Annotated in this window: 16 protein-coding genes; 4 read left to right on the plus strand and 12 right to left on the minus strand. The window is 65.2% G+C overall.

All coding sequences use genetic code 11. From position 1 onward, the window contains the following. Positions 1 to 519 precede the first annotated feature (519 nt). The gene (locus EAH75_RS06710) at positions 520 to 1146 is read right to left on the minus strand and encodes a GIY-YIG nuclease family protein (RefSeq protein WP_140804863.1); all 627 of its coding nucleotides are present in this window, start codon (positions 1144 to 1146) and stop codon (positions 520 to 522) included. A 95-nt stretch (positions 1147 to 1241) separates the two neighbouring features. Between EAH75_RS06710 and EAH75_RS06715 the strand changes: the two genes are divergently transcribed. Beyond that, entirely contained in the window at positions 1242 to 1427 is a 186-nt protein-coding gene (locus tag EAH75_RS06715) for a hypothetical protein (protein ID WP_140804865.1), read from the plus strand. A 27-nt stretch (positions 1428 to 1454) separates the two neighbouring features. Here the strand turns inward: EAH75_RS06715 and EAH75_RS06720 are convergent, their stop codons facing one another. Together EAH75_RS06720 and EAH75_RS06725 are read right to left on the minus strand one after the other, a co-directional pair. Further along, the gene (locus EAH75_RS06720; protein WP_140650251.1) at positions 1455 to 1808 is read right to left on the minus strand and encodes a hypothetical protein; all 354 of its coding nucleotides are present in this window, start codon (positions 1806 to 1808) and stop codon (positions 1455 to 1457) included. Between the two features lie 173 nt (positions 1809 to 1981). Next, positions 1982 to 2479, minus strand: coding sequence for a hypothetical protein (locus EAH75_RS06725; RefSeq protein WP_140650248.1), 498 nt, complete (start codon positions 2477 to 2479; stop codon positions 1982 to 1984). Between the two features lie 267 nt (positions 2480 to 2746). Here EAH75_RS06725 and EAH75_RS06730 point away from each other — a divergent pair, with 267 nt between their 5' ends. Continuing rightward, positions 2747 to 3199, plus strand: a complete 453-nt coding sequence (locus EAH75_RS06730; protein WP_140804867.1) for a PA2169 family four-helix-bundle protein — start codon at positions 2747 to 2749, stop codon at positions 3197 to 3199. 448 nt (positions 3200 to 3647) lie between these two features. Here the strand turns inward: EAH75_RS06730 and EAH75_RS06735 are convergent, their stop codons facing one another. Then, the gene (locus EAH75_RS06735) at positions 3648 to 4580 is read right to left on the minus strand and encodes a Ku protein (RefSeq protein ID WP_140804869.1); all 933 of its coding nucleotides are present in this window, start codon (positions 4578 to 4580) and stop codon (positions 3648 to 3650) included. A gap of 215 nt (positions 4581 to 4795) precedes the next feature. On the opposite strand from EAH75_RS06735, the gene ligD reads away from it, so the two are divergent. After that, positions 4796 to 7351 carry a DNA ligase D gene (ligD, locus tag EAH75_RS06740; protein WP_140804872.1) on the plus strand — a complete coding sequence of 852 codons (2556 nt, stop codon included), beginning with the start codon at positions 4796 to 4798 and terminating at the stop codon, positions 7349 to 7351. Positions 7352 to 7471: 120 nt separating this feature from the next. Here the strand turns inward: ligD and EAH75_RS06745 are convergent, their stop codons facing one another. After that, on the minus strand, positions 7472 to 8026 hold the full coding sequence (locus EAH75_RS06745) for a type 1 glutamine amidotransferase domain-containing protein (RefSeq protein WP_140804874.1): 555 nt from the start codon (positions 8024 to 8026) through the stop codon (positions 7472 to 7474). A 216-nt stretch (positions 8027 to 8242) separates the two neighbouring features. Between EAH75_RS06745 and EAH75_RS06750 the strand changes: the two genes are divergently transcribed. Beyond that, entirely contained in the window at positions 8243 to 8401 is a 159-nt protein-coding gene (locus EAH75_RS06750; protein ID WP_140650230.1) for a DUF3309 family protein, read from the plus strand. Between the two features lie 287 nt (positions 8402 to 8688). Here EAH75_RS06750 and EAH75_RS06755 read toward each other — a convergent pair whose 3' ends face one another. The 7 genes from EAH75_RS06755 to EAH75_RS06785 all read right to left on the minus strand — a co-directional run bounded on the left by EAH75_RS06755 (position 8689) and on the right by EAH75_RS06785 (position 16960). Beyond that, positions 8689 to 11766 carry an error-prone DNA polymerase gene (locus EAH75_RS06755; protein ID WP_140805068.1) on the minus strand — a complete coding sequence of 1026 codons (3078 nt, stop codon included), beginning with the start codon at positions 11764 to 11766 and terminating at the stop codon, positions 8689 to 8691. A gap of 11 nt (positions 11767 to 11777) precedes the next feature. Beyond that, positions 11778 to 13316, minus strand: coding sequence for a Y-family DNA polymerase (locus tag EAH75_RS06760; RefSeq protein ID WP_140804876.1), 1539 nt, complete (start codon positions 13314 to 13316; stop codon positions 11778 to 11780). Positions 13317 to 13328: 12 nt separating this feature from the next. Continuing rightward, positions 13329 to 13952, minus strand: a complete 624-nt coding sequence (gene imuA, locus EAH75_RS06765; RefSeq protein ID WP_140650223.1) for a translesion DNA synthesis-associated protein ImuA — start codon at positions 13950 to 13952, stop codon at positions 13329 to 13331. Further along, positions 13952 to 14572 carry a transcriptional repressor LexA gene (gene lexA / locus EAH75_RS06770; RefSeq protein WP_140804878.1) on the minus strand — a complete coding sequence of 207 codons (621 nt, stop codon included), beginning with the start codon at positions 14570 to 14572 and terminating at the stop codon, positions 13952 to 13954. The genes imuA and lexA overlap by 1 nt, the downstream gene beginning before the upstream one ends. A 119-nt stretch (positions 14573 to 14691) precedes the next feature. Then, complete coding sequence (locus tag EAH75_RS06775) at positions 14692 to 15963, minus strand: RNA polymerase sigma factor (RefSeq protein ID WP_140804880.1); 1272 nt, start codon at positions 15961 to 15963, stop codon at positions 14692 to 14694. A gap of 117 nt (positions 15964 to 16080) precedes the next feature. Further along, complete coding sequence (locus EAH75_RS06780) at positions 16081 to 16494, minus strand: VOC family protein (RefSeq protein WP_140804882.1); 414 nt, start codon at positions 16492 to 16494, stop codon at positions 16081 to 16083. 46 nt (positions 16495 to 16540) lie between these two features. Then, positions 16541 to 16960: a YciI family protein gene (locus tag EAH75_RS06785; RefSeq protein ID WP_140804884.1), complete on the minus strand. Its 420-nt coding sequence runs from the start codon at positions 16958 to 16960 to the stop codon at positions 16541 to 16543. Positions 16961 to 17084: the final 124 nt, after the last annotated feature.

Genomic DNA, 17084 nt, shown 5'->3' on the forward strand with positions numbered 1-17084 from the left:
GAATGGCACGTACCAACCCCACGCAGGAACGATGCCGCTAATTCGCAAACGCCTCAAGGCTGGTTATCGGCGGCGGATCCGAGTCCTGAATCAACCATGGGTCGACGATTCACCGTGAAGGCCTCCCGGATAGAGTAGTCCTGCAGCAGCCACCGCGGGATGCCATGGTCCGTTGCGCCTGAAAATCACGTGGCATTCGCCCAACTTCGGCTCTTCTTGCTGAACCCGAAACCCAGGATGTCGCCACGTCCAGCCGACCCTTTGCCCGAGCTGCCGTCGGCGCACGGCAGCCGCAACCACCCGCGGTTGCCGCAGCCATGACATGAATACCACCGACCCGCAATGCGCCCACCCTGCATGCGTTTGCACGGTTCGCGCTGGCGATGCCTACTGCAGCGAACATTGTCGAAAACGGGTGGAGTCGCCGTTATCCGACCAACCCGAGGGTTGCCAGTGCGGCCATGCGGCATGCTTTGGCGCGCGTGCCGATGCGCAGACGCCGGCGCCCACCAAGCCCGCTCAACGGTTGCCGAAATAGTCGTCGCTGCGGTACCAGGCGAGCACGGGCGCCGGGACCAGCTTCTCCATGGCCATGCCCAGCGCCACGTAGGCATCAAGCACGTCGCGCAACACGGTGTCGGCGCGCCCGCTTCTTTGATCCGGCGGCACATTGAAGTGCTCGTACTCGATCATCTCAAGCATGCGCATGGACCAGCCAAACAGCAGTTCGCTCCAGTCGCCAAATCTGTCACGCAGCCATGAGCTCAGCGGCGCATGCAGGGTGAAGCCCTGCTCCGCACATACTTGGCGCGCCAGCGCATCCACTTGCGCCGACACGCCGCGAAACCACTCGGTATGTCCAGCCGCCGATGGCGGCACCACCAGCGGCGCCGGTGCACGGCAGTCGGCGAACGTGGTGATCAGCAGACGCTCAATGCGCCGGGCATCGCGCAGATGGTCGGTGTGGACAAGCAGGCCGCGCTCCAGGTCGAAGAACTCGAAGTAGCGCCGATGCAGCGTACGGAATCGGTCCAGCGGGTCACGCGAGAAACCGACCTTCAGGATGTCCTCGTCGCGGCAGGGCAATACGTAGACGAACGTGCGTCCACGACTGGCGAAGCGCGGATAGATCGCTTCCTCGTTCACGGGAGCACCTTCGACCGGCCGTTTCCTTCTTCGTCACGTGACGACGTGTCCGATTGTTTCCCTGCTCCGACGATCAGGCAACAAGGGCGCGAATCATGCAAAGACATGCCATCCCCGGCGGCAGCTCCGCCTACTGGGTCGGCGAGGCGACGGGCAGCGTCAACTACGAGGATCTCAAGCGCACGCCGAAGAAACTCGCCAGCACGATCAGAACGCTGGCATGCAACGCCGCACATCTCGCGGCACTGTTGCGGGACAGGCCCTATCCCGTTCCCGGGTAAGCTCGCGCCCCAGTTCGCACCACCTGCCTAGGTGGCATCGGACGGAGAATGGCCCGTGTTGGCATGCCCTGCCAATGCTGCCGTGTCCACGCTGACGTGTTCCGGGTCATCCGTATTGCCGGGGCGCTCGACATCGGTATCGCCGTCGCGCCGCTGCTGCTCGTCGCCGCCGCCTTCCACATCGTCGGCCTCTGCGGGATCGCGCAGCTGGCCGGGTATGCGCTCAGGCGCATTTTTCGGACGTCCCGGCGCGGGGCCGATGCCGCCCTGCTTGTGCGCCGCATGCTGCTGCTCGTCCGTAAGTTGATGTTCGCCCGTCAGGGTGTCCCTGCTGTTGTCGGCATCGGCGGCGCCGAACTGGGGAATATTCGTGTTGCCCATGCTCTTCTCCAAATGGACGGCCGCAGGCCGCGCTGCCCGAGTGTCATCCCGCTGCCGTCTTCGCGGCGTGGACATGCATGGGCGTGAACGGATCGTGCTTCAGGAGACTTCGCCGGTCGACGAGCAACGCGGTGCGTGAAACGATGCCAGCCGGCTGCGCAGACTTGCCCCGATCAGGACACGGCGGTGGGAGCGTCGAATGGCAGCGCGGTGGCGCCCGTGGCAACCAGGGCCGCATCGGCGACGGCCAGCGACGCCGCGTCCCCATCGATGATGACAAGCACGCGGCCGGCGGCGATTTCGTCCTCGAACTTGCGCCGCACCGCGCCGGGTTCGGAGGCGCCCGTAAGCATGCCGACCCAGCCCCCCACCGCCGCACCGGCGATGGTCATCACGGCGGCACCGGCGAGGGTGAGTCCCAGCGGTGGCACCGCCAGGGCGACAAGCCCCACCAGCAAGCCACTGCCGCCGCCGGTCAGCACACCTTTGATGCCGCCGCGACCGAAATCGTCGCTGGCGTCCTGCCGGTCCTCGGGAATCTGCTGGTTCTCGATATCGTGCTGCGCGATCAGCGAGATGCAGTCGTCCGCCAGACCGGCCTGGCGCAGCGCGCGAACCGCGGACTCGGCGGCGCCGATATCGTGGGTGCTGAATACATGACGCGTCTTCATGTCCGCTCCTGCTGCGATGGCTGACCCCGCTAATTCTCGCGACGCTGCAGTGACCAGTGCGTGAGGGTGGCAGCGCGTTTCGTCGCCGTGCGAACGGCGCATCGCATTCCATCGCCAGCACGACATGAATAGCTGCAACACGCCTGAACAAATCTCTGTCGCAGCCATCACGTGCCATGCCGTTCACTGCTTCACGGCGATTCCCCTGCCAACCACGGGTTCCCCCATCGACACGGGTCCCATCGGAATTCCCAAGGAGAGCATCAGATGAACAACAAGCACGACATCAAGACACTCAACAGCCTGATCGAAACCACGCTCGACAGTGCCGATGGTTACGCCGAAGCAGCCAAGGATGCAAAAAGCGAGCAGCTGATTTCGTTGTTTCGCGCGCGTTCGGGCGAACGTCGCACTGCCGCATCGGCGCTGCAGCAGAGCGTGCGCTCACTCGGTGGCGAGCCCGCGGACGATGGCACGGTGCTGGCATCGGCCCATCGCACGTTCGTGAACCTGCGCACCAGCCTCACCTCGGCCGACAACAAGGCGGTGGTGGATGAAGTCGAGCGCGGCGAGGATCACATCAAGGCCAAGTTCGAGGACGCGATGAAGGACAAGGAGATGTCACCGGGCACCATGTCGGTGATCACCGATGTCTACACCACGGTGCGCCATGGCCACGACCAGATGCGCGACATCAAGAAGGCATTCCACGCCGAATAGGCTGAGCTGCAATTTGTGGAGCGGGCGGGCACTTCAGGTGCCCGCCGCTTTTTGCGGGCTCAGTGGGACGGGGTTGCCCCGTTTCCCGTGCGATCACAGGAAATATCGTGCAGGGAAGATCGTGCGGGACCGATCCGGGTTCACGCACTGCTGACGACCCGGCCGGGCAGGATGTGGCTTGCCCGGCGGCGATGTCGTCGTGCCCCATCGAGAGGACAGAAATCATGAATGCACCAGTTCCCACCGAACCCTGTGCCCACCCCGGATGCGGCTGCAAGGTCAGCGAGCCGCAGCAATACTGCAGCGACGACTGCCGTCTGCAACGTCAGCAACCTACCGCCGATGGAGCGTGTGCCTGCGGCCATTCCGACTGCATCGTCGAGGAAGCATTGCGACGCGTGGATCAGACCTGATCTGATCCACGCGTCCGGCGTCTCGATCGCCGGGCTCAGCCCTCCTTGCGGATCGCTGCGCGCTTCGACGCTTTTTTCGACGGCACCTTTTTCTTGGCAGCGACGGCGCCTTTCTTGACTGCGGCCTTGCGTGCAGTCTTTGCAGCCGCCTTCTTCGGCGGCGTGCGCTTCTTGCTCGCCAGGCTCTGCTGCAGAAGGGCCATGAAATCCACCACGTTGGTGGTGGCATTCTCCGGTATCTCGGCTTCCTCGTCGGAGGGCGCGGTGACCACGCCCTTGGACTTCATGCGTTTTTCGATGACCTTGCGCAAGCGGTCGCGAAACTCGTCCTTGTAATCGTTGGGCGCCCACTCATCGCTCATCGACGCAATCAGTTGCTCGGCCATCTGGATCTCCTTGGCCGATATCCGGTACTGCGACGCCGCACCCTGGGGGATCTTGTAGTCCTCCACGTCGACCAGTTCCTGCGGATAGCGCAACAACACCAGCATCAACGCGTTGTCGCGCGGTATCACCGCCGACAGGTATTCGCGCGTGCGGATCACCACCCGTGCGATGCCGATCCTGCCGGTGCGCTTGAGCGTTTCGCGCAACAGCACATAGCCCTTCTCCGCCTTCTTGCCGGGAACCAGGATGTACGGCTTCTCGAAATACTCCGGACCGATCGAGTCCGCATCGACGAAGGCCTTAACCTCGACCACCTCGCGGCCCTCGGATGAGGCCGATTTGATGTCCGCCGGCTCCAGCACGACGTAGCTGCCCTTGGCGTACTCGAACGCCTTGACGATTTCCTTCCACGGCACCTCCTCCCCGGTTTCCGCGTTGACGCGCTCGTAGCGCACCGGCGTGTTACTGCGGCTGTCCAGCATGCGGAAATGCAGGTCGACACTGCGCTCGCCCGACATCAACGATACCGGTACGTTGAGCAGCCCGAACGAAAGTGTTCCGGTCCAAATGGGACGTGCCATGGCTTGCAATCTCCGTAGTGGAACTTCGATCAGGGCGATGGTTTGCGCGGCTCTTCGCTACCGCCGGTCACCGCGGCGGCGCGATCGATCCCGCCGCAGCGCGGGCTTGACGAACTATTCCCATGGCGTTGTGGAGATGCTGTCAATGGCACCAGCCCATGATGAACGCTTCACCTGGGGCGCACGATCCAGCCGCTAGCGTCGCGCGCATGACGATGAACAGCCTGCGGGACTATCAGCGCAAGCGTAACTTCTCGAAGACACGCGAACCTGCTGCCGACGACGTCACCGCGTCGGACCGGCGTGCGATCTTCGTGGTGCAGCTGCACCACGCCAGCCGACGGCACTTCGATTTCCGACTGCAGGTAGGCGATGTGCTGAAAAGCTGGGCGGTGCCGAAAGGGCCGAGCTACGACCCGCAGGTGAAACGTCTGGCGGTCGAGGTCGAGGATCATCCCGTTTCGTACGCCGACTTCGAGGGTGACATCGAACACGGCTACGGCAAGGGCCACGTCGATCAGTTCGACCATGGCGTATGGACGACCGCCGGCGATGCCGAAGCCCAGTTGCAGAAAGGCCACCTGCGCTTCGAACTGTTCGGCACGCGGCTCAAGGGCGGCTGGCATCTGGTCCGCAGCGGCCGCAAGGAACGCCAGCCGGCGTGGTTTCTGATCAAGGCGAAGGATGCGTTTGCCGGCGACGTCGAGGCCGATGACCTGCTCGATGCGACGATGATCCGCAGTACCCGCGCCGCTGCGAAGACGGCTGCCACCCAAGCCGCCGCGAAGAAGTCCATCGCCCGCAAGAAGCCCATTCCCCAAGAAAGGAAGGCGCCGCGACTGCGCCTGGCCAAGGCGGCCGCCGCGCTGGACGGTGCGCGCACGGCGCCCGCCGACAATGCCTTCTTCAAACCGGAGCTGGCACGCCTGCGCGATTTTCCGCCGGACGGTGAGCAATGGCTGCATGAGGTCAAGTGGGACGGCTACCGCATCCTCGCCGCGATCGCCGACGGCGAAGTGAAACTGTGGTCGCGCAATGCGCTGCCATGGAACGACCGGCTGCCCGACATCATGCAATCGCTGGCATCGCTCGGTCTGCGCTCGGCGCGGCTGGACGGGGAGCTGATCGCGCTGGATGGCCACGGTCACAGCGACTTCAACGGGCTGCAGCAGACCCTGTCCGGCGAAGCGCAACTGCCGCTGGTCTACATGCTGTTCGACCTGCCCTACTTCGAAGGCAACGACCTGTCGCGGGTCAGCCTGCTGGAGCGCAAGGCGCTGCTGCAGCAGTTGCTGGCGCATGCGCCGAGGCATCTCGCTTTCAGCACCCATGCGATCGGCGACGGCGAAGGCGCGTTCCGGATGGCGACCGAGCAGCAACTGGAAGGGATCATCTCCAAGCGCGTCGACTCCGCCTATCACGCCGGCCGCGGCGATGACTGGCTGAAAATCAAGCGACTGGAAAGCGACGAGTTCGCCGTGGTCGGTTACACACCGCCCAAGGGCAGCCGCAACGGGTTCGGCTCGCTGCTGCTGGCGCGGCCCGATCCGGATGTGGCCTCTGGCTGGATTTACGTCGGCCGTGTCGGCACCGGCTTTTCCGGCGAGCAGCTGCGGCAACTGGGCGAGACCATCGCTGGCAAAGGCAGCCGCAAACCCACCGTGAAGCTGACCGCGATCGACCCGCTGTTGCGCGACGCGCGCTGGGTCAAGCCAGCGGCCGTGGCCGAGGTGTATTACCGCGGTATCGGCAACAAGAACCTGTTGCGCCAACCGAGCTTGAAGACCATGCGTACCGACAAGATCGCCGCCGACCTCGCCGATTCGGATCGTGCCGCGCCCACGCCGGCCGGCAAGTCTGCCGCGGCGCGCCCAAAATCATCTACCAAGACGAAGCCAGCCGCCATCGTGATCAGCCATCCCGACCGCGTGGTATTTCCCGACGACGGCTACACCAAGCAGGACGTGGCCGACTACTACACCAGCGTGATGAAGTGGTTCCTGCCCGGCGTGGTAAATCGCCCGACCTCGGTGATTCGTTGCCCGGAGGGCACGGCCAAGGCGTGCTTCTTCCAGAAACATCTGATCCAGGGGCTGAAGCATGTCGGCAGCGCCAAGCTCAAGGAGGAATCCGGCGCGCAGGCGACCTACATCTATCCGCTGGATGCCAGCTCGGTGATCGAGCTGGTGCAATTCGGTGCGCTCGAATTTCATCCCTGGGGCGCGAACATCGATCAGCCCGACCTGGCCAACCGGATGGTCTTCGATCTCGATCCCGGTACCGACGTGGCGTGGGCGCGCGTGGTGGCCGCCGCGCGACGGGTGCGCAAGCTGCTCGCGCAACTGGGTCTCGAATCGTTCCTGCGCACCACCGGCGGCAAGGGGCTGCACGTGGTGGTGCCGCTCAATCCCGGCTGCTCCTGGCCGCAGGTGAAGGACTTCGCGCACGCCTTTGCCAGCACGCTGGCACAGGCGCACCCGCTGGAGTTCATCGCCACCGCCAGCAAGTCGCAGCGCAACGGCCTGATCTACGTTGACTACCTGCGCAACAGCCGCGGCGCCACCAGCGTGGCTTCGTATTCCCTGCGTGCACGCAGCGGCGCGCCAGTGGCCATGCCGCTGCGCTGGAGCGAACTGGGCAAGCTGAAGAGCGGGCATGATTTCGATATCCGCTCCGCACCGAAACGGCTGGCGCGACAGCGCTCGGATCCGTGGGCTGGCATGGATGAGTTGCGGCAGGGGCTGGATGACTTGATGGGGGAGCTGGGCTGATTCAGGTGCTGGCCCTTCGACTTCGCTGCGCTACGCTCAGGGTGAACGGTGAGGGGTTCGGAATCCTTCAGAGCCCGACCTCTCTGAGCGTAGGCCCGCAGGGCCGAAGTCGAAGGGCAACTACGCCAAAGCACCACCGAGCGCATCGACGATGGCCTCGGCAAATGCGGGAATATCGTCCGGCTTGCGGCTGGTTATCAGCTGGCCATCACACACCACTTCGCGATCCTCCCAGTGCGCACCGGCGTTCTCCAGGTCCTTGCGAAGCGACGGCCATGAGGTGATCTTGCGATCCTTGACCAGCCCGGCGTCGATCAGCGTCCACGGCCCGTGGCAGATGGCTGCGATGGTCTTGCCGGCATCACCGAACGACTTGATCAGCACAATCGCGGCCGGCTCCAGCCGCAGCAAGTCGGGATTCATCACGCCGCCGGGCAGGACCAGCGCGTCGTAGTCGTCGACCCGCGCATCTTTCAGCGCCACATCGACCTTCACCGAATCGCCCCAGTCCTTCTTGCTCCAGCCCTTGATCTGCGCGGCACCGCCGGGCGCGATCACGTCCGTCCTGGCACCAGCCTCCTCCAGCAGGCGTTTCGGTTCGGTCAGCTCCGATTGCTCGAAGCCGTCAGTGGCCAGTATGGCGATCCTGCGGCCTTTCAGTCTGGGTGATGTCATGACGCGCTCCGATGGGATGAACCCCAAGCATCACGCCGGGCACATGCAGGCGACGTCAGTTCGCCGTGAGCCGCCCGTGACCCCATGCAAACTGTTGACGGTTCCTGCACCGGCAAGCTGCGATGGTGGCTGCGTCGCGCCAGGCACGTACTCAGCGCGAAGATCCGTCCACCGCGAACCTGGCCTGAGGTATTCGCTCAAGACAAGGAACCAGCCATGTCGCTTTCATTACTGCTGATCATCGTGCTTGTCCTTCTGCTGATCGGTGCGTTGCCCTCCTGGGGTTACAGCCGATCGTGGGGTTATCGTCCCGTGGGGGGTCTCGGCATCATCCTCATCATCGTCGTGGTGCTGCTGTTGATGGGAAGAATCTGACCCCGGACGTTGCGGCGCGACCGAAATCACGAGGCCAGCACCGACCATCCCGGCAGTGAAGACCCCAGTCATCGTCTTGGCGACCTCTCGCGTCGCCGGGCCGATGGCTGCGCGGTTGCATCCACGCACCTGTCCATGTGACTAACCGTCCGGGTGCTCGCCATGAAGCGCAGCCGCTGGCTCGCCCTGCTGTTTCTGGTGGCCGTGGTTGATCGCGATCCTGATCATCGGGTTCTATCCCGGCGTCACCCGCCACGAAGCGCGTCCCGTCGAATCAATCGCGAAAATCAGTGGAAGTCGCGTGAGCGGGCATCCAGCGCACCGAGCAGGGGGCTCATATCCATCAGCCGATGCGCGATCAGATGGCTGACGCCTTCCACGTTTTCCCATTGCCCTTCCACGGCGAGCAGGCGCGCTTCGAGCAACACCCGCCGTTGCGCCTCGGCGACATGACGCCACACGATGACGTTGACCAGGCCGCATTCGTCTTCGAGCGTCAGGAACGTCACGCCACTGGCGGTCTGCGGTTGCTGCCGTGAGGTGACAATGCCGGCCACCCGCACATGGCTGTGGTGCGGTCGTATGCGCAGCGCTTTCGCGTCGATGCAGCGGGCCGCCCGCAACCTCGAACGCACCTGTCGCATCGGATGCGGGCCGAGACTCAACCCGACGCGCGCGTAATCGGCCAGCGTATCCTCGGCCTGCGTGGGAAGCGGCAGCACGACCGGTGGTTCGCCCGGGCTGTCGTTGCCGAACAGCGGCAGTTGTGCCTCGACACCGGCGACGGCCCAGCGGGCGCGATGGCGATGACCGGCCAGTCCGCGCAACGCCGCCGCATCGGCCAGCTGATCCTGCTGTCGCCGATCCAGGTTGGCGCGGGCACACAGATCGGCAATGTCGACGAAAGCCTCACTCGCGCGCGCCTCGATCAACCGCCGCGCCGCGGTTTCCGCAAAGCCCCGCACCATGCGCAGGCCCAGCCGGATGGCCGGTTCCGCCGCATGGCGCAGATCGGTTTCCAGCGTGCAATCCCAGTCGCTGCAGCGCACGTCGACCGGGCGCACGACCACGCGATGACGTTGCACGTCCTGCACGATCTGGCTCGGCGCGTAGAAACCCATCGGCTGCGCGTTGAGCAGCGCGCAGGCGAACGCTGCCGGGTAATGGCATTTCAGCCAGCACGACGCGTAGACGATGTTCGCAAAACTCGCCGCGTGCGATTCGGGAAAACCATAGGAGCCAAACCCTTTGATCTGCTCGAAGATGCGCTCGGCAAAGGCCGCCGTATAACCGTTCCCGAGCATGCCCTGCATCAGTTTTTCGCGATGCGGCTCCAGCCCGCCATGGCGTTTCCATGCGGCCATCGAGCGGCGCAATTTGTCGGCCTCGCCGGCAGTGAAGTCAGCGGCCACCATGGCCAGTTTCATCACCTGCTCCTGGAACAGCGGCACGCCGAGCGTGCGTTCCAGTACTTCCCTGAAAGCCGGCGACGGGTAGACCACCGGTTCTTCGCCGTTTCGGCGGCGCAGGTAGGGATGCACCATGTCGCCCTGGATCGGGCCGGGCCGCACGATCGCCACCTGGATCACCAGGTCGTAGAAATTCGCCGGCCGATGCCGCGGCAGCATCGCCATTTGCGCACGGCTTTCGATCTGGAACACGCCCACCGTGTCGGCACGCTGGATCATGTCGTAAGTGGTGCCGTCGTCCGGCGGGATCGTCGCCAACGCATGATCCACGCCAGCGTGCGTACGCAGCAGATCAAGGCACTTGCGTACGCAGGTGAGCATACCGAGCGCCAGGCAATCGACCTTCAGCATGCGCATGCTGTCCAGGTCGTCCTTGTCCCACTGGATGATCGTGCGATCCGGCATCGCCGCGTTTTCCACCGGCACCATCTCGCTCAGCGACGCATCGGAGATCACGAAGCCGCCGACGTGCTGCGACAGGTGTCTCGGCATGCCACGCAGTTCATCGGTCAGTTTCAACACGCGGCGGATAACTGGGCTGTCCGGATCGAAACCGCACTCGCGCAGCCGCTCGCCCGGCGTACTGTCGCCCCAGCCGCGCGCGAAAATATCGCTGAGCTGATCCACCTGATCCAGCGGAAGACCGAGCGCCTTGGCCACATCACGCACCGCGCTGCGCCCGCGATAGCAGATCACCGTGGCGGCCAGCGCGGCGCGCTCGCGTCCGTACTTCCCGTAGATGTACTGGATCACCTCTTCGCGCCGCTCGTGCTCGAAATCGACGTCGATGTCGGGCGGCTCGTCACGGTCCTCGCTGATGAAACGCGCGACCAGCAGCTTGTTGATTTCCGGATCCACCTCGGTCACGCCCAGCGCGAAACACACGGCGGAGTTGGCGGCCGAGCCGCGACCCTGACAGAGGATGCCCTGGCTGCGCGCGAAGCGGACGATGTCGTGCACGGTGAGGAAGAACGGTTCGTACTTCTTCGAGGCGATCAGCGCCAGCTCGTCATCGATCAGTTGGCACACCTTGTCGCTGGCACCTTGCGGCCAGCGCCAGCGCATGCCCTGCCCGGCAAGGTGGCGTAGCCAGCTGGTGGGCGTATGGCCTTCGGGCACCAGTTCCTTCGGGTAGCGGTATTCAAGTTCGCCCAGCTGGAACGTGCAGCGCGCGGCGATGTGCACGCTTTCCTGCAGCAGCGCCGCGGGATAGATCACCGCCAGCGCATCGCGCCGGCGCAGGTGGCGCTCGCCGTTGCGGAAGATCAGCGCGCCAGCCTCGGCGATCGGCACGCGATGGCGAATTGCAGTGAGCGTGTGCTGCAACGCCAGCCGGCGACGCACGTGCATGTGTACGTCGCCGCTGGCCAGCAGCGGCAGATCGAGTGCGTGGCCGAGCGCCTGCAGTTCGCGCAGGCGCGCCGCATCATCGGGGCCGTGATGCAGTTCCACCGCCAGCCACGCGCGCTCGCCAAAGGTCGAGCGCAGCCAGTGCCCGTGCGCGATGTCGGGCCGCGGCCCGGGTATCCACAAGGCCAGCGTGCCCGGCAAGCCGTCAACCATGTCGGCGCGGGTGAGCCGATACGTGCCTTTTTTCGACGCCCGCCGGCCACGCGTGATCAATCCGCAGAGCGCGGCATAGCCTTGCCGGTTTTCGCACAGCAGCACCAGCTGCGGACCATCGTCGAGCTGAAACTCGGCGCCCACGATCAGTTTCATGCCGGCGTCGCGCGATGCCTCGAACGCACGCACGATGCCGGCCAGCGAGCATTCGTCGGTGATCGCCAGCGCGCTGTAGCCGCACGCCTTGGCGCGCTCGAACAATTCGCGCGCGCTGGAGGCCCCACGCCCGAAGGAAAAATTGGACAGACAATGCAGCTCGGCGTACGAACTCATACAAGCATGGTTCATGCGAACCAGCCCTGCAGCATCCAGCCGCTCTGTTCGCCGGGCTGGCAGAACGCCCATGCGTGCTGACCCAGTGAGGTCTCGACCACGTAGTAGTCGCGGCACGCTTCGGCGCCATCCCACCAGCCGGTTTCCAGCCGCTCGGGGCCGGCCAGGATGCGTGGCGCCGGGCCGCGCAGTGGGATCGGGCGATCGAGCAGCCAGGTCGGGCGGGGATGCGGCTCGGCGTATACGGCAGCGGATTCGGGCTGGAACGCACCTGATCCCGACGCGCTTCGAACTTGATTCCGTTCGGGCTGAGCGTAGTGCCGAAGGCGCGCACGTGGGGAGCGACCAGGGACGGTTGCGGCTTTGAGGAGCGAGGAAGTCGAAGCCTCGCGCGACACGACTTGCGCACGTTCGGGTCGCGGGTCGGTGGTGCTGCCCAATCGGTAAACGGCCTGATCGCCAAGCTTTGCGCGCAGGCGTTCGCGCAATTGCTCGATCGGCAAGGCGTTGGCGGGACGTTCGTCGAACAGATCGCGGCCAGCTGGCACGAAGCCGGGCAGATCACGCGCGATCAGTCGCAGGGCCAGCACGGGCTCGGGCAGTTGCACCTGTTCCAGCCGGCCGCGAGCCAGTTCGAACAGCATGCCTTCGCCACGCTCGGGCGAGAGCAGGCCCACCGGCACCTCGGTCAGCCGGCCTTCGCGATGCTCCAGCCGCAACACGAACCGCTGCACGCCACCGTCCCTGCCCGCCAGGTAGGCGGCCAGGTCACTCGTCATGCGGCGCAGCGGAAACACCAGCGCGGCGATGTTCTCCACCTCGTGGCTCAGCTCGACGCGCAGATCGAAAACATCCGGCGGACGATAGGTGTCGAGCCCGGCCGGCAGATCGCCGAGCAGGCGATCGATCGCCTGCAGCAGTTCGACGCCGAAACGGCGGCGCAGGCCATCACGCGGCAACTTCAGCAACTGCCCCAGCGTGCGGATGCCCATGCCCGACAACGCCTCGATCGAAGCCGCCGGCAAGCGGCTCTTGCGTGTCGACACGGACTGCAATGCACGATGCAGATGATCGGGCGTCAACACCGCCTGGCCATCCTCGACCCCGGCCAGCACATAGGCCGCCTGCGGCGTGGGTGCCACCGCGATGCGATGACGAAAACCCAGCGCGCTGAAGTCGCTGCGCAGCGTCGCCTCGAGTCGCGGCCACGGGCCGAACAGGCCAAGGCTGCCGCTCACCTCCAGCACGATTGCATGCGGCAGCAAGCTCACCTCTGAGCTGTAGCGGTAGGCCACCGCCGCCAGGAATCGCTGCCAGCGATCAGCCGCCTGATGGTCGCAGGGCAGCGCCTCGAATTTCACGAGCAGCGCGCGGGCGGCGATCAGGCGCTGGCCCACGCGCAGACCTGCCTCGCGCGCCGAGGCATTGACCGCCACGATGCTGCGCGCATTGACGGCGCCGTCCACCAGCACCAGCGGATCGTGATTCGCGCGGCGGCGCAGAACGCCATCCAGCGCGAGATGCGGCAACAGTATACAAGCCCACAACATGATCGGCGGCCATCAATGCAGGGAGCGGGACAGCGCGAAAGGCTGCGGCGGCACAGCGCCGCCGCGACACTTGCGTACCCACACCCGGGCGCGCGGCGCGGCTTCGATCTCCAGCCGCAAGGCCGCTGGCGACGCCGCCGACAAGTGCTTGCGATCGCGAAACGCAAACCCCAGCGCTTTTCCCGCATCGGCCGCCACCTGCAATCGGCGCAAGGCACGATCGTCGGCCTGACGTGGCCACACCAGCACCGCGGCGCAGCTGCCCGAGCGCAGGCATTGCTCGGTGGCCCACAACACGTCGGCTGGCGGCGCCGCCACGATTTCCACCCGCCGCATGTCGACCCCATGCTGTTGCCAGCCGGCTACGCACGGCACATACGGCGGCGCCACGATGAGCACCGCACGCTTGCCCTGGCTGAGCCGCGCCAGCGTGGGCAGCAGCAGCGACAACTCGCCGACGCCATCGACCGGCAGCAGAATCTCCGTCAATGCCGCATCGGGCCAGCCGCCGGCGGGAAGCGCGGCGTCCAGCGCCAGCCATCCGGTCGGCTGGTCACCGGCCGGCACCGGCATGGCCCGGCCACGCCAGATCTGGCGCGCATCGAGCAGGTTCGACAAGGCCACGCGCGCGCCCATCAGGCGCCCCTCAGCAAGCCGGCAAACAGGCCTTCGATGGCGAAGTCGTCGCTGGGGTCGGGCGTGATCGGCTGATAACCCGGACTGTTCGGCAACAGGCGGATCACGTCGCCCTGCCAGTACAGCCGCTTGATGGTGAAACGGTCGCCGCCGATCCGCGCCGCGACCACCTGACCGTGCCGCGCCACCGGCGTGGCATGCACGCCCACGATGTCCTGGTCGAGGATGCCTTCGTCGCGCATCGAATCGCCGACCACGCGCACCAGGTAATCCGGCTTCAGCGGAAACACCCAGCGCGATACGCGCAGCGTGCGCTCGACCCGCGAGCCGGAAAACAGCGGCTCGCCCGCCGCGATGCGGCCGACCAACGGCAGCTCCATGGTGTCGGCATCGGCCGGATCCAGCGTGGCCACCAGCCGGATGCCGCGCGAACGGTTCGGCTCGATCTGCAATCGCCCTTTCGCTTCCAGCGAACGGACATGCTTCAGCACCGCGCTGACGTTGGCCAGACCCATCGCCTGGCCGATCTCCTCCAGCGTCGGCGCCTGGCCGGCGTGTTCAAGACGATCGCGAATGAAGTCCAGGATGTTGGATTGGCGGGTGGTCAGCTGCAGGCTCATGTCGCCATGTTTTCACCTTTTGTGGTGAAAATGAAGCCCGAATGACAACAGCATTTTCATTCGCCCAAGGATCAAGGGCTTGGCCCGGCACCGTTCAACTTTTACCCGCATCACCCGACTCAGACGGCGGGCTTGGCTGCGCACACCCGCGCACGTTCCTGCAGCAGTTCGCGCTCGCGCATGTTCTGGGTGAGCGCCGCGGCGCGCTCGAACTCCACGTGGGCTTCGTCGAAGCGACCGAGCTTGGTCAGCAGATCGCCCCGCACGGTCGGCAACAGGTGGTAATTCGCCAGCGAGGGCTCGGTGGTGAGCGTATCCACCAGTGCGAGACCCGCGGCCGGGCCGAATGCCATCGACAAGGCCACGGCACGGTTCAGTTCGACCACGGGAGATGGTGCCAGTTGCGCAAGCGTCGCATAGAGTGTCGCGATGCGCGCCCAATCCGTCGCATCTGCCGTCAGCGCGCGCGCATGACAGGCGGCGATCGCTGCCTGCAGCGCATACGGCCCGCCTGCACCGCCCAGCTTCTCGGCGCGCTCCAGCGCGAGCAGGCCACGACCGATCAACAGGCGATCCCATTGCGCGCGATTCTGCTCCAGCAACAGCACGGGCTCGCCCGTCGGACGCACCCGCGCCTTGCTGCGCGACGCCTGGATTTCCATCAACGCGACCAGCCCATGCACTTCCGGCTCACGCGGCATCAAACCGGCCAGTACGCGGCCCAGACGCAATGCTTCCTCGCATAGCCCGGGACGCATCCAGTCGTCACCGGCGGTGGCCGAATAGCCTTCGTTGAAGACCAGGTAGATGACGCCGAGTACCGATGACAACCGCGCGGCAAGCTCGTCTCCCCGCGGCACCTCGAACGGAACCTCGGCTTTGGCGAGACTGCGTTTGGCGCGAACGATGCGCTGGGCGATCGTCGAATCGGACACCAGGAACGCCCGCGCGATCTCCTCGGTGGTGAGGCCGCCGAGCAGGCGCAAGGTGAGTGCCACGCGGGCCTCGACCGTGAGCACCGGATGGCACGCGGTGAACATCAGCCGCAGCAGATCGTCACCGATGGGGTCGTCGAGGCTCGTCTCGATCGCCGACACCTGCTGCTCCTGTTCCGACTCCAGTTCGTGCATCAGCTGGACGTGCTTGCGTTCGAGCAACTTGCTGCGGCGCAGCCGGTCGATCGCGCGATGTTTCGCGGTGGTCATCAGCCAGGCGCCGGGGTTGTCCGGCACGCCCGATTGCGGCCATTGCTCCAGCGCCACCACCAGCGCGTCCTGCGCCAGCTCCTCGGCCAGGCCGACGTCGCGCAGCATGCGCGCGAGGCTGGCAATGAGCCGCGCCGATTCGATTCGCCAGACCGCTTCGATGGTGCGATGGGTGTCGGTAGTCATGGCGACCGATCACACCATCTGCATCGCGCGAACGCAAGGTCGGAAACCTTGCTGCCCGCCTTGCTGCCATCGTCCCGGGGCTGGTGAAACCGGCGCTGGGATCCAGCCAGCGCTGGCTTACTGGTCTTTCTCGCAATTGACCATCCACGGCACGCCGAATTGATCGACCAGCATGCCGAAGCGCTCGGCCCAGAAGGTCTTCTCATACAGCATCTGCACCGTGCCGTTTTCCTTCAGCGCGTTGAAGATGCGCTCGCCTTCCGCCTTGTCGTGAATCTGGATCGACACCGAGCAGCCCTTGATGCCGTCGTAAGGACGGTCAGGCGGACAATCCGAAGCCATCAGCACCTGGTCGCCGATCTCCAGTCGCACATGCATGAGCCAGTCACGGTTTTCCGCCGGCATCTGCTCGCAACCAGGGCCTTCGCCGAAGCGCATCATCATGGCGATCTTGCCGCGCAGGCATTTCTCGTAGAACTTGAATGCGGCCTCGGCCTGGCCGTTGAAGATGAGATAGTTGGTCAATTGCATGGGAATACTCCGTCGGTCTTCCGGTCAAGCCAGGCTGATGCCCGACTCATGATTTGGCGGCCACCTGCGCGCGCAACCGTTCTTCCTGTTCGCGCAATTCGGGGGTGAATTCGGCGCCGAAATCCTCCGCCTCGAACACCTGGCGCAGCTCGATCTCGGTGCCGCCGTCGAACGGCGCGCGCTTGAGCCATTCGATCGCCTCCTGCTGCGACTTCACCTGCCACAACCAGAAACCGGCGATCAGCTCCTTCGTCTCGGCGAACGGCCCGTCGATCACCGTGCGCTGGTGGCCGGAGAATTTCACCCGCACGCCCTTCGAGCTGGGCTGCAGGCCCTCGCCCGCCAGCATGATGCCGGCCTTCACCAGCTCCTCGTTGAACTTGCTCATCTCGGTCAGCAGTTGTTCGCTCGGCATCACGCCGGCTTCCGAGTCCTCGTTCGCCTTGACTATCACCATGAATCGCATCGTCGTCTCTCCCGTGGGTTTGCGTTGACGGGCACGGAAGTTCGGTGAATGCACGCGCCGAACTCCCGTGTTCTGCAATGCGACGAACGGGCGACTGCCGGATCGACAGGCGGGTGAATTCACA

This window comes from Rhodanobacter glycinis (assembly GCF_006438785.1).
In the GTDB taxonomy this organism is placed as follows: Bacteria; Pseudomonadota; Gammaproteobacteria; order Xanthomonadales; family Rhodanobacteraceae; genus Rhodanobacter; species Rhodanobacter glycinis_A.

Bases quoted from the DNA above. Each gene is read 5' to 3' on its own strand.
- EAH75_RS06715 (WP_140804865.1), top strand. From the start codon at position 1,242: ATGCAAAGACATGCCATCCCCGGCGGCAGCTCCGCCTACTGGGTCGGC.
- EAH75_RS06720 (WP_140650251.1), bottom strand. From the start codon at position 1,808: ATGGGCAACACGAATATTCCCCAGTTCGGCGCCGCCGATGCCGACAAC.
- EAH75_RS06725 (WP_140650248.1), bottom strand. From the start codon at position 2,479: ATGAAGACGCGTCATGTATTCAGCACCCACGATATCGGCGCCGCCGAG.
- EAH75_RS06730 (WP_140804867.1), top strand. From the start codon at position 2,747: ATGAACAACAAGCACGACATCAAGACACTCAACAGCCTGATCGAAACC.
- EAH75_RS06735 (WP_140804869.1), bottom strand. From the start codon at position 4,580: ATGGCACGTCCCATTTGGACCGGAACACTTTCGTTCGGGCTGCTCAAC.
- ligD (WP_140804872.1), top strand. From the start codon at position 4,796: ATGAACAGCCTGCGGGACTATCAGCGCAAGCGTAACTTCTCGAAGACA.
- EAH75_RS06745 (WP_140804874.1), bottom strand. From the start codon at position 8,026: ATGACATCACCCAGACTGAAAGGCCGCAGGATCGCCATACTGGCCACT.
- EAH75_RS06750 (WP_140650230.1), top strand. From the start codon at position 8,243: ATGTCGCTTTCATTACTGCTGATCATCGTGCTTGTCCTTCTGCTGATC.
- EAH75_RS06755 (WP_140805068.1), bottom strand. From the start codon at position 11,766: ATGAGTTCGTACGCCGAGCTGCATTGTCTGTCCAATTTTTCCTTCGGG.
- EAH75_RS06760 (WP_140804876.1), bottom strand. From the start codon at position 13,316: ATGTTGTGGGCTTGTATACTGTTGCCGCATCTCGCGCTGGATGGCGTT.
- imuA (WP_140650223.1), bottom strand. From the start codon at position 13,952: ATGGGCGCGCGCGTGGCCTTGTCGAACCTGCTCGATGCGCGCCAGATC.
- lexA (WP_140804878.1), bottom strand. From the start codon at position 14,572: ATGAGCCTGCAGCTGACCACCCGCCAATCCAACATCCTGGACTTCATT.
- EAH75_RS06775 (WP_140804880.1), bottom strand. From the start codon at position 15,963: ATGACTACCGACACCCATCGCACCATCGAAGCGGTCTGGCGAATCGAA.
- EAH75_RS06780 (WP_140804882.1), bottom strand. From the start codon at position 16,494: ATGCAATTGACCAACTATCTCATCTTCAACGGCCAGGCCGAGGCCGCA.
- EAH75_RS06785 (WP_140804884.1), bottom strand. From the start codon at position 16,960: ATGCGATTCATGGTGATAGTCAAGGCGAACGAGGACTCGGAAGCCGGC.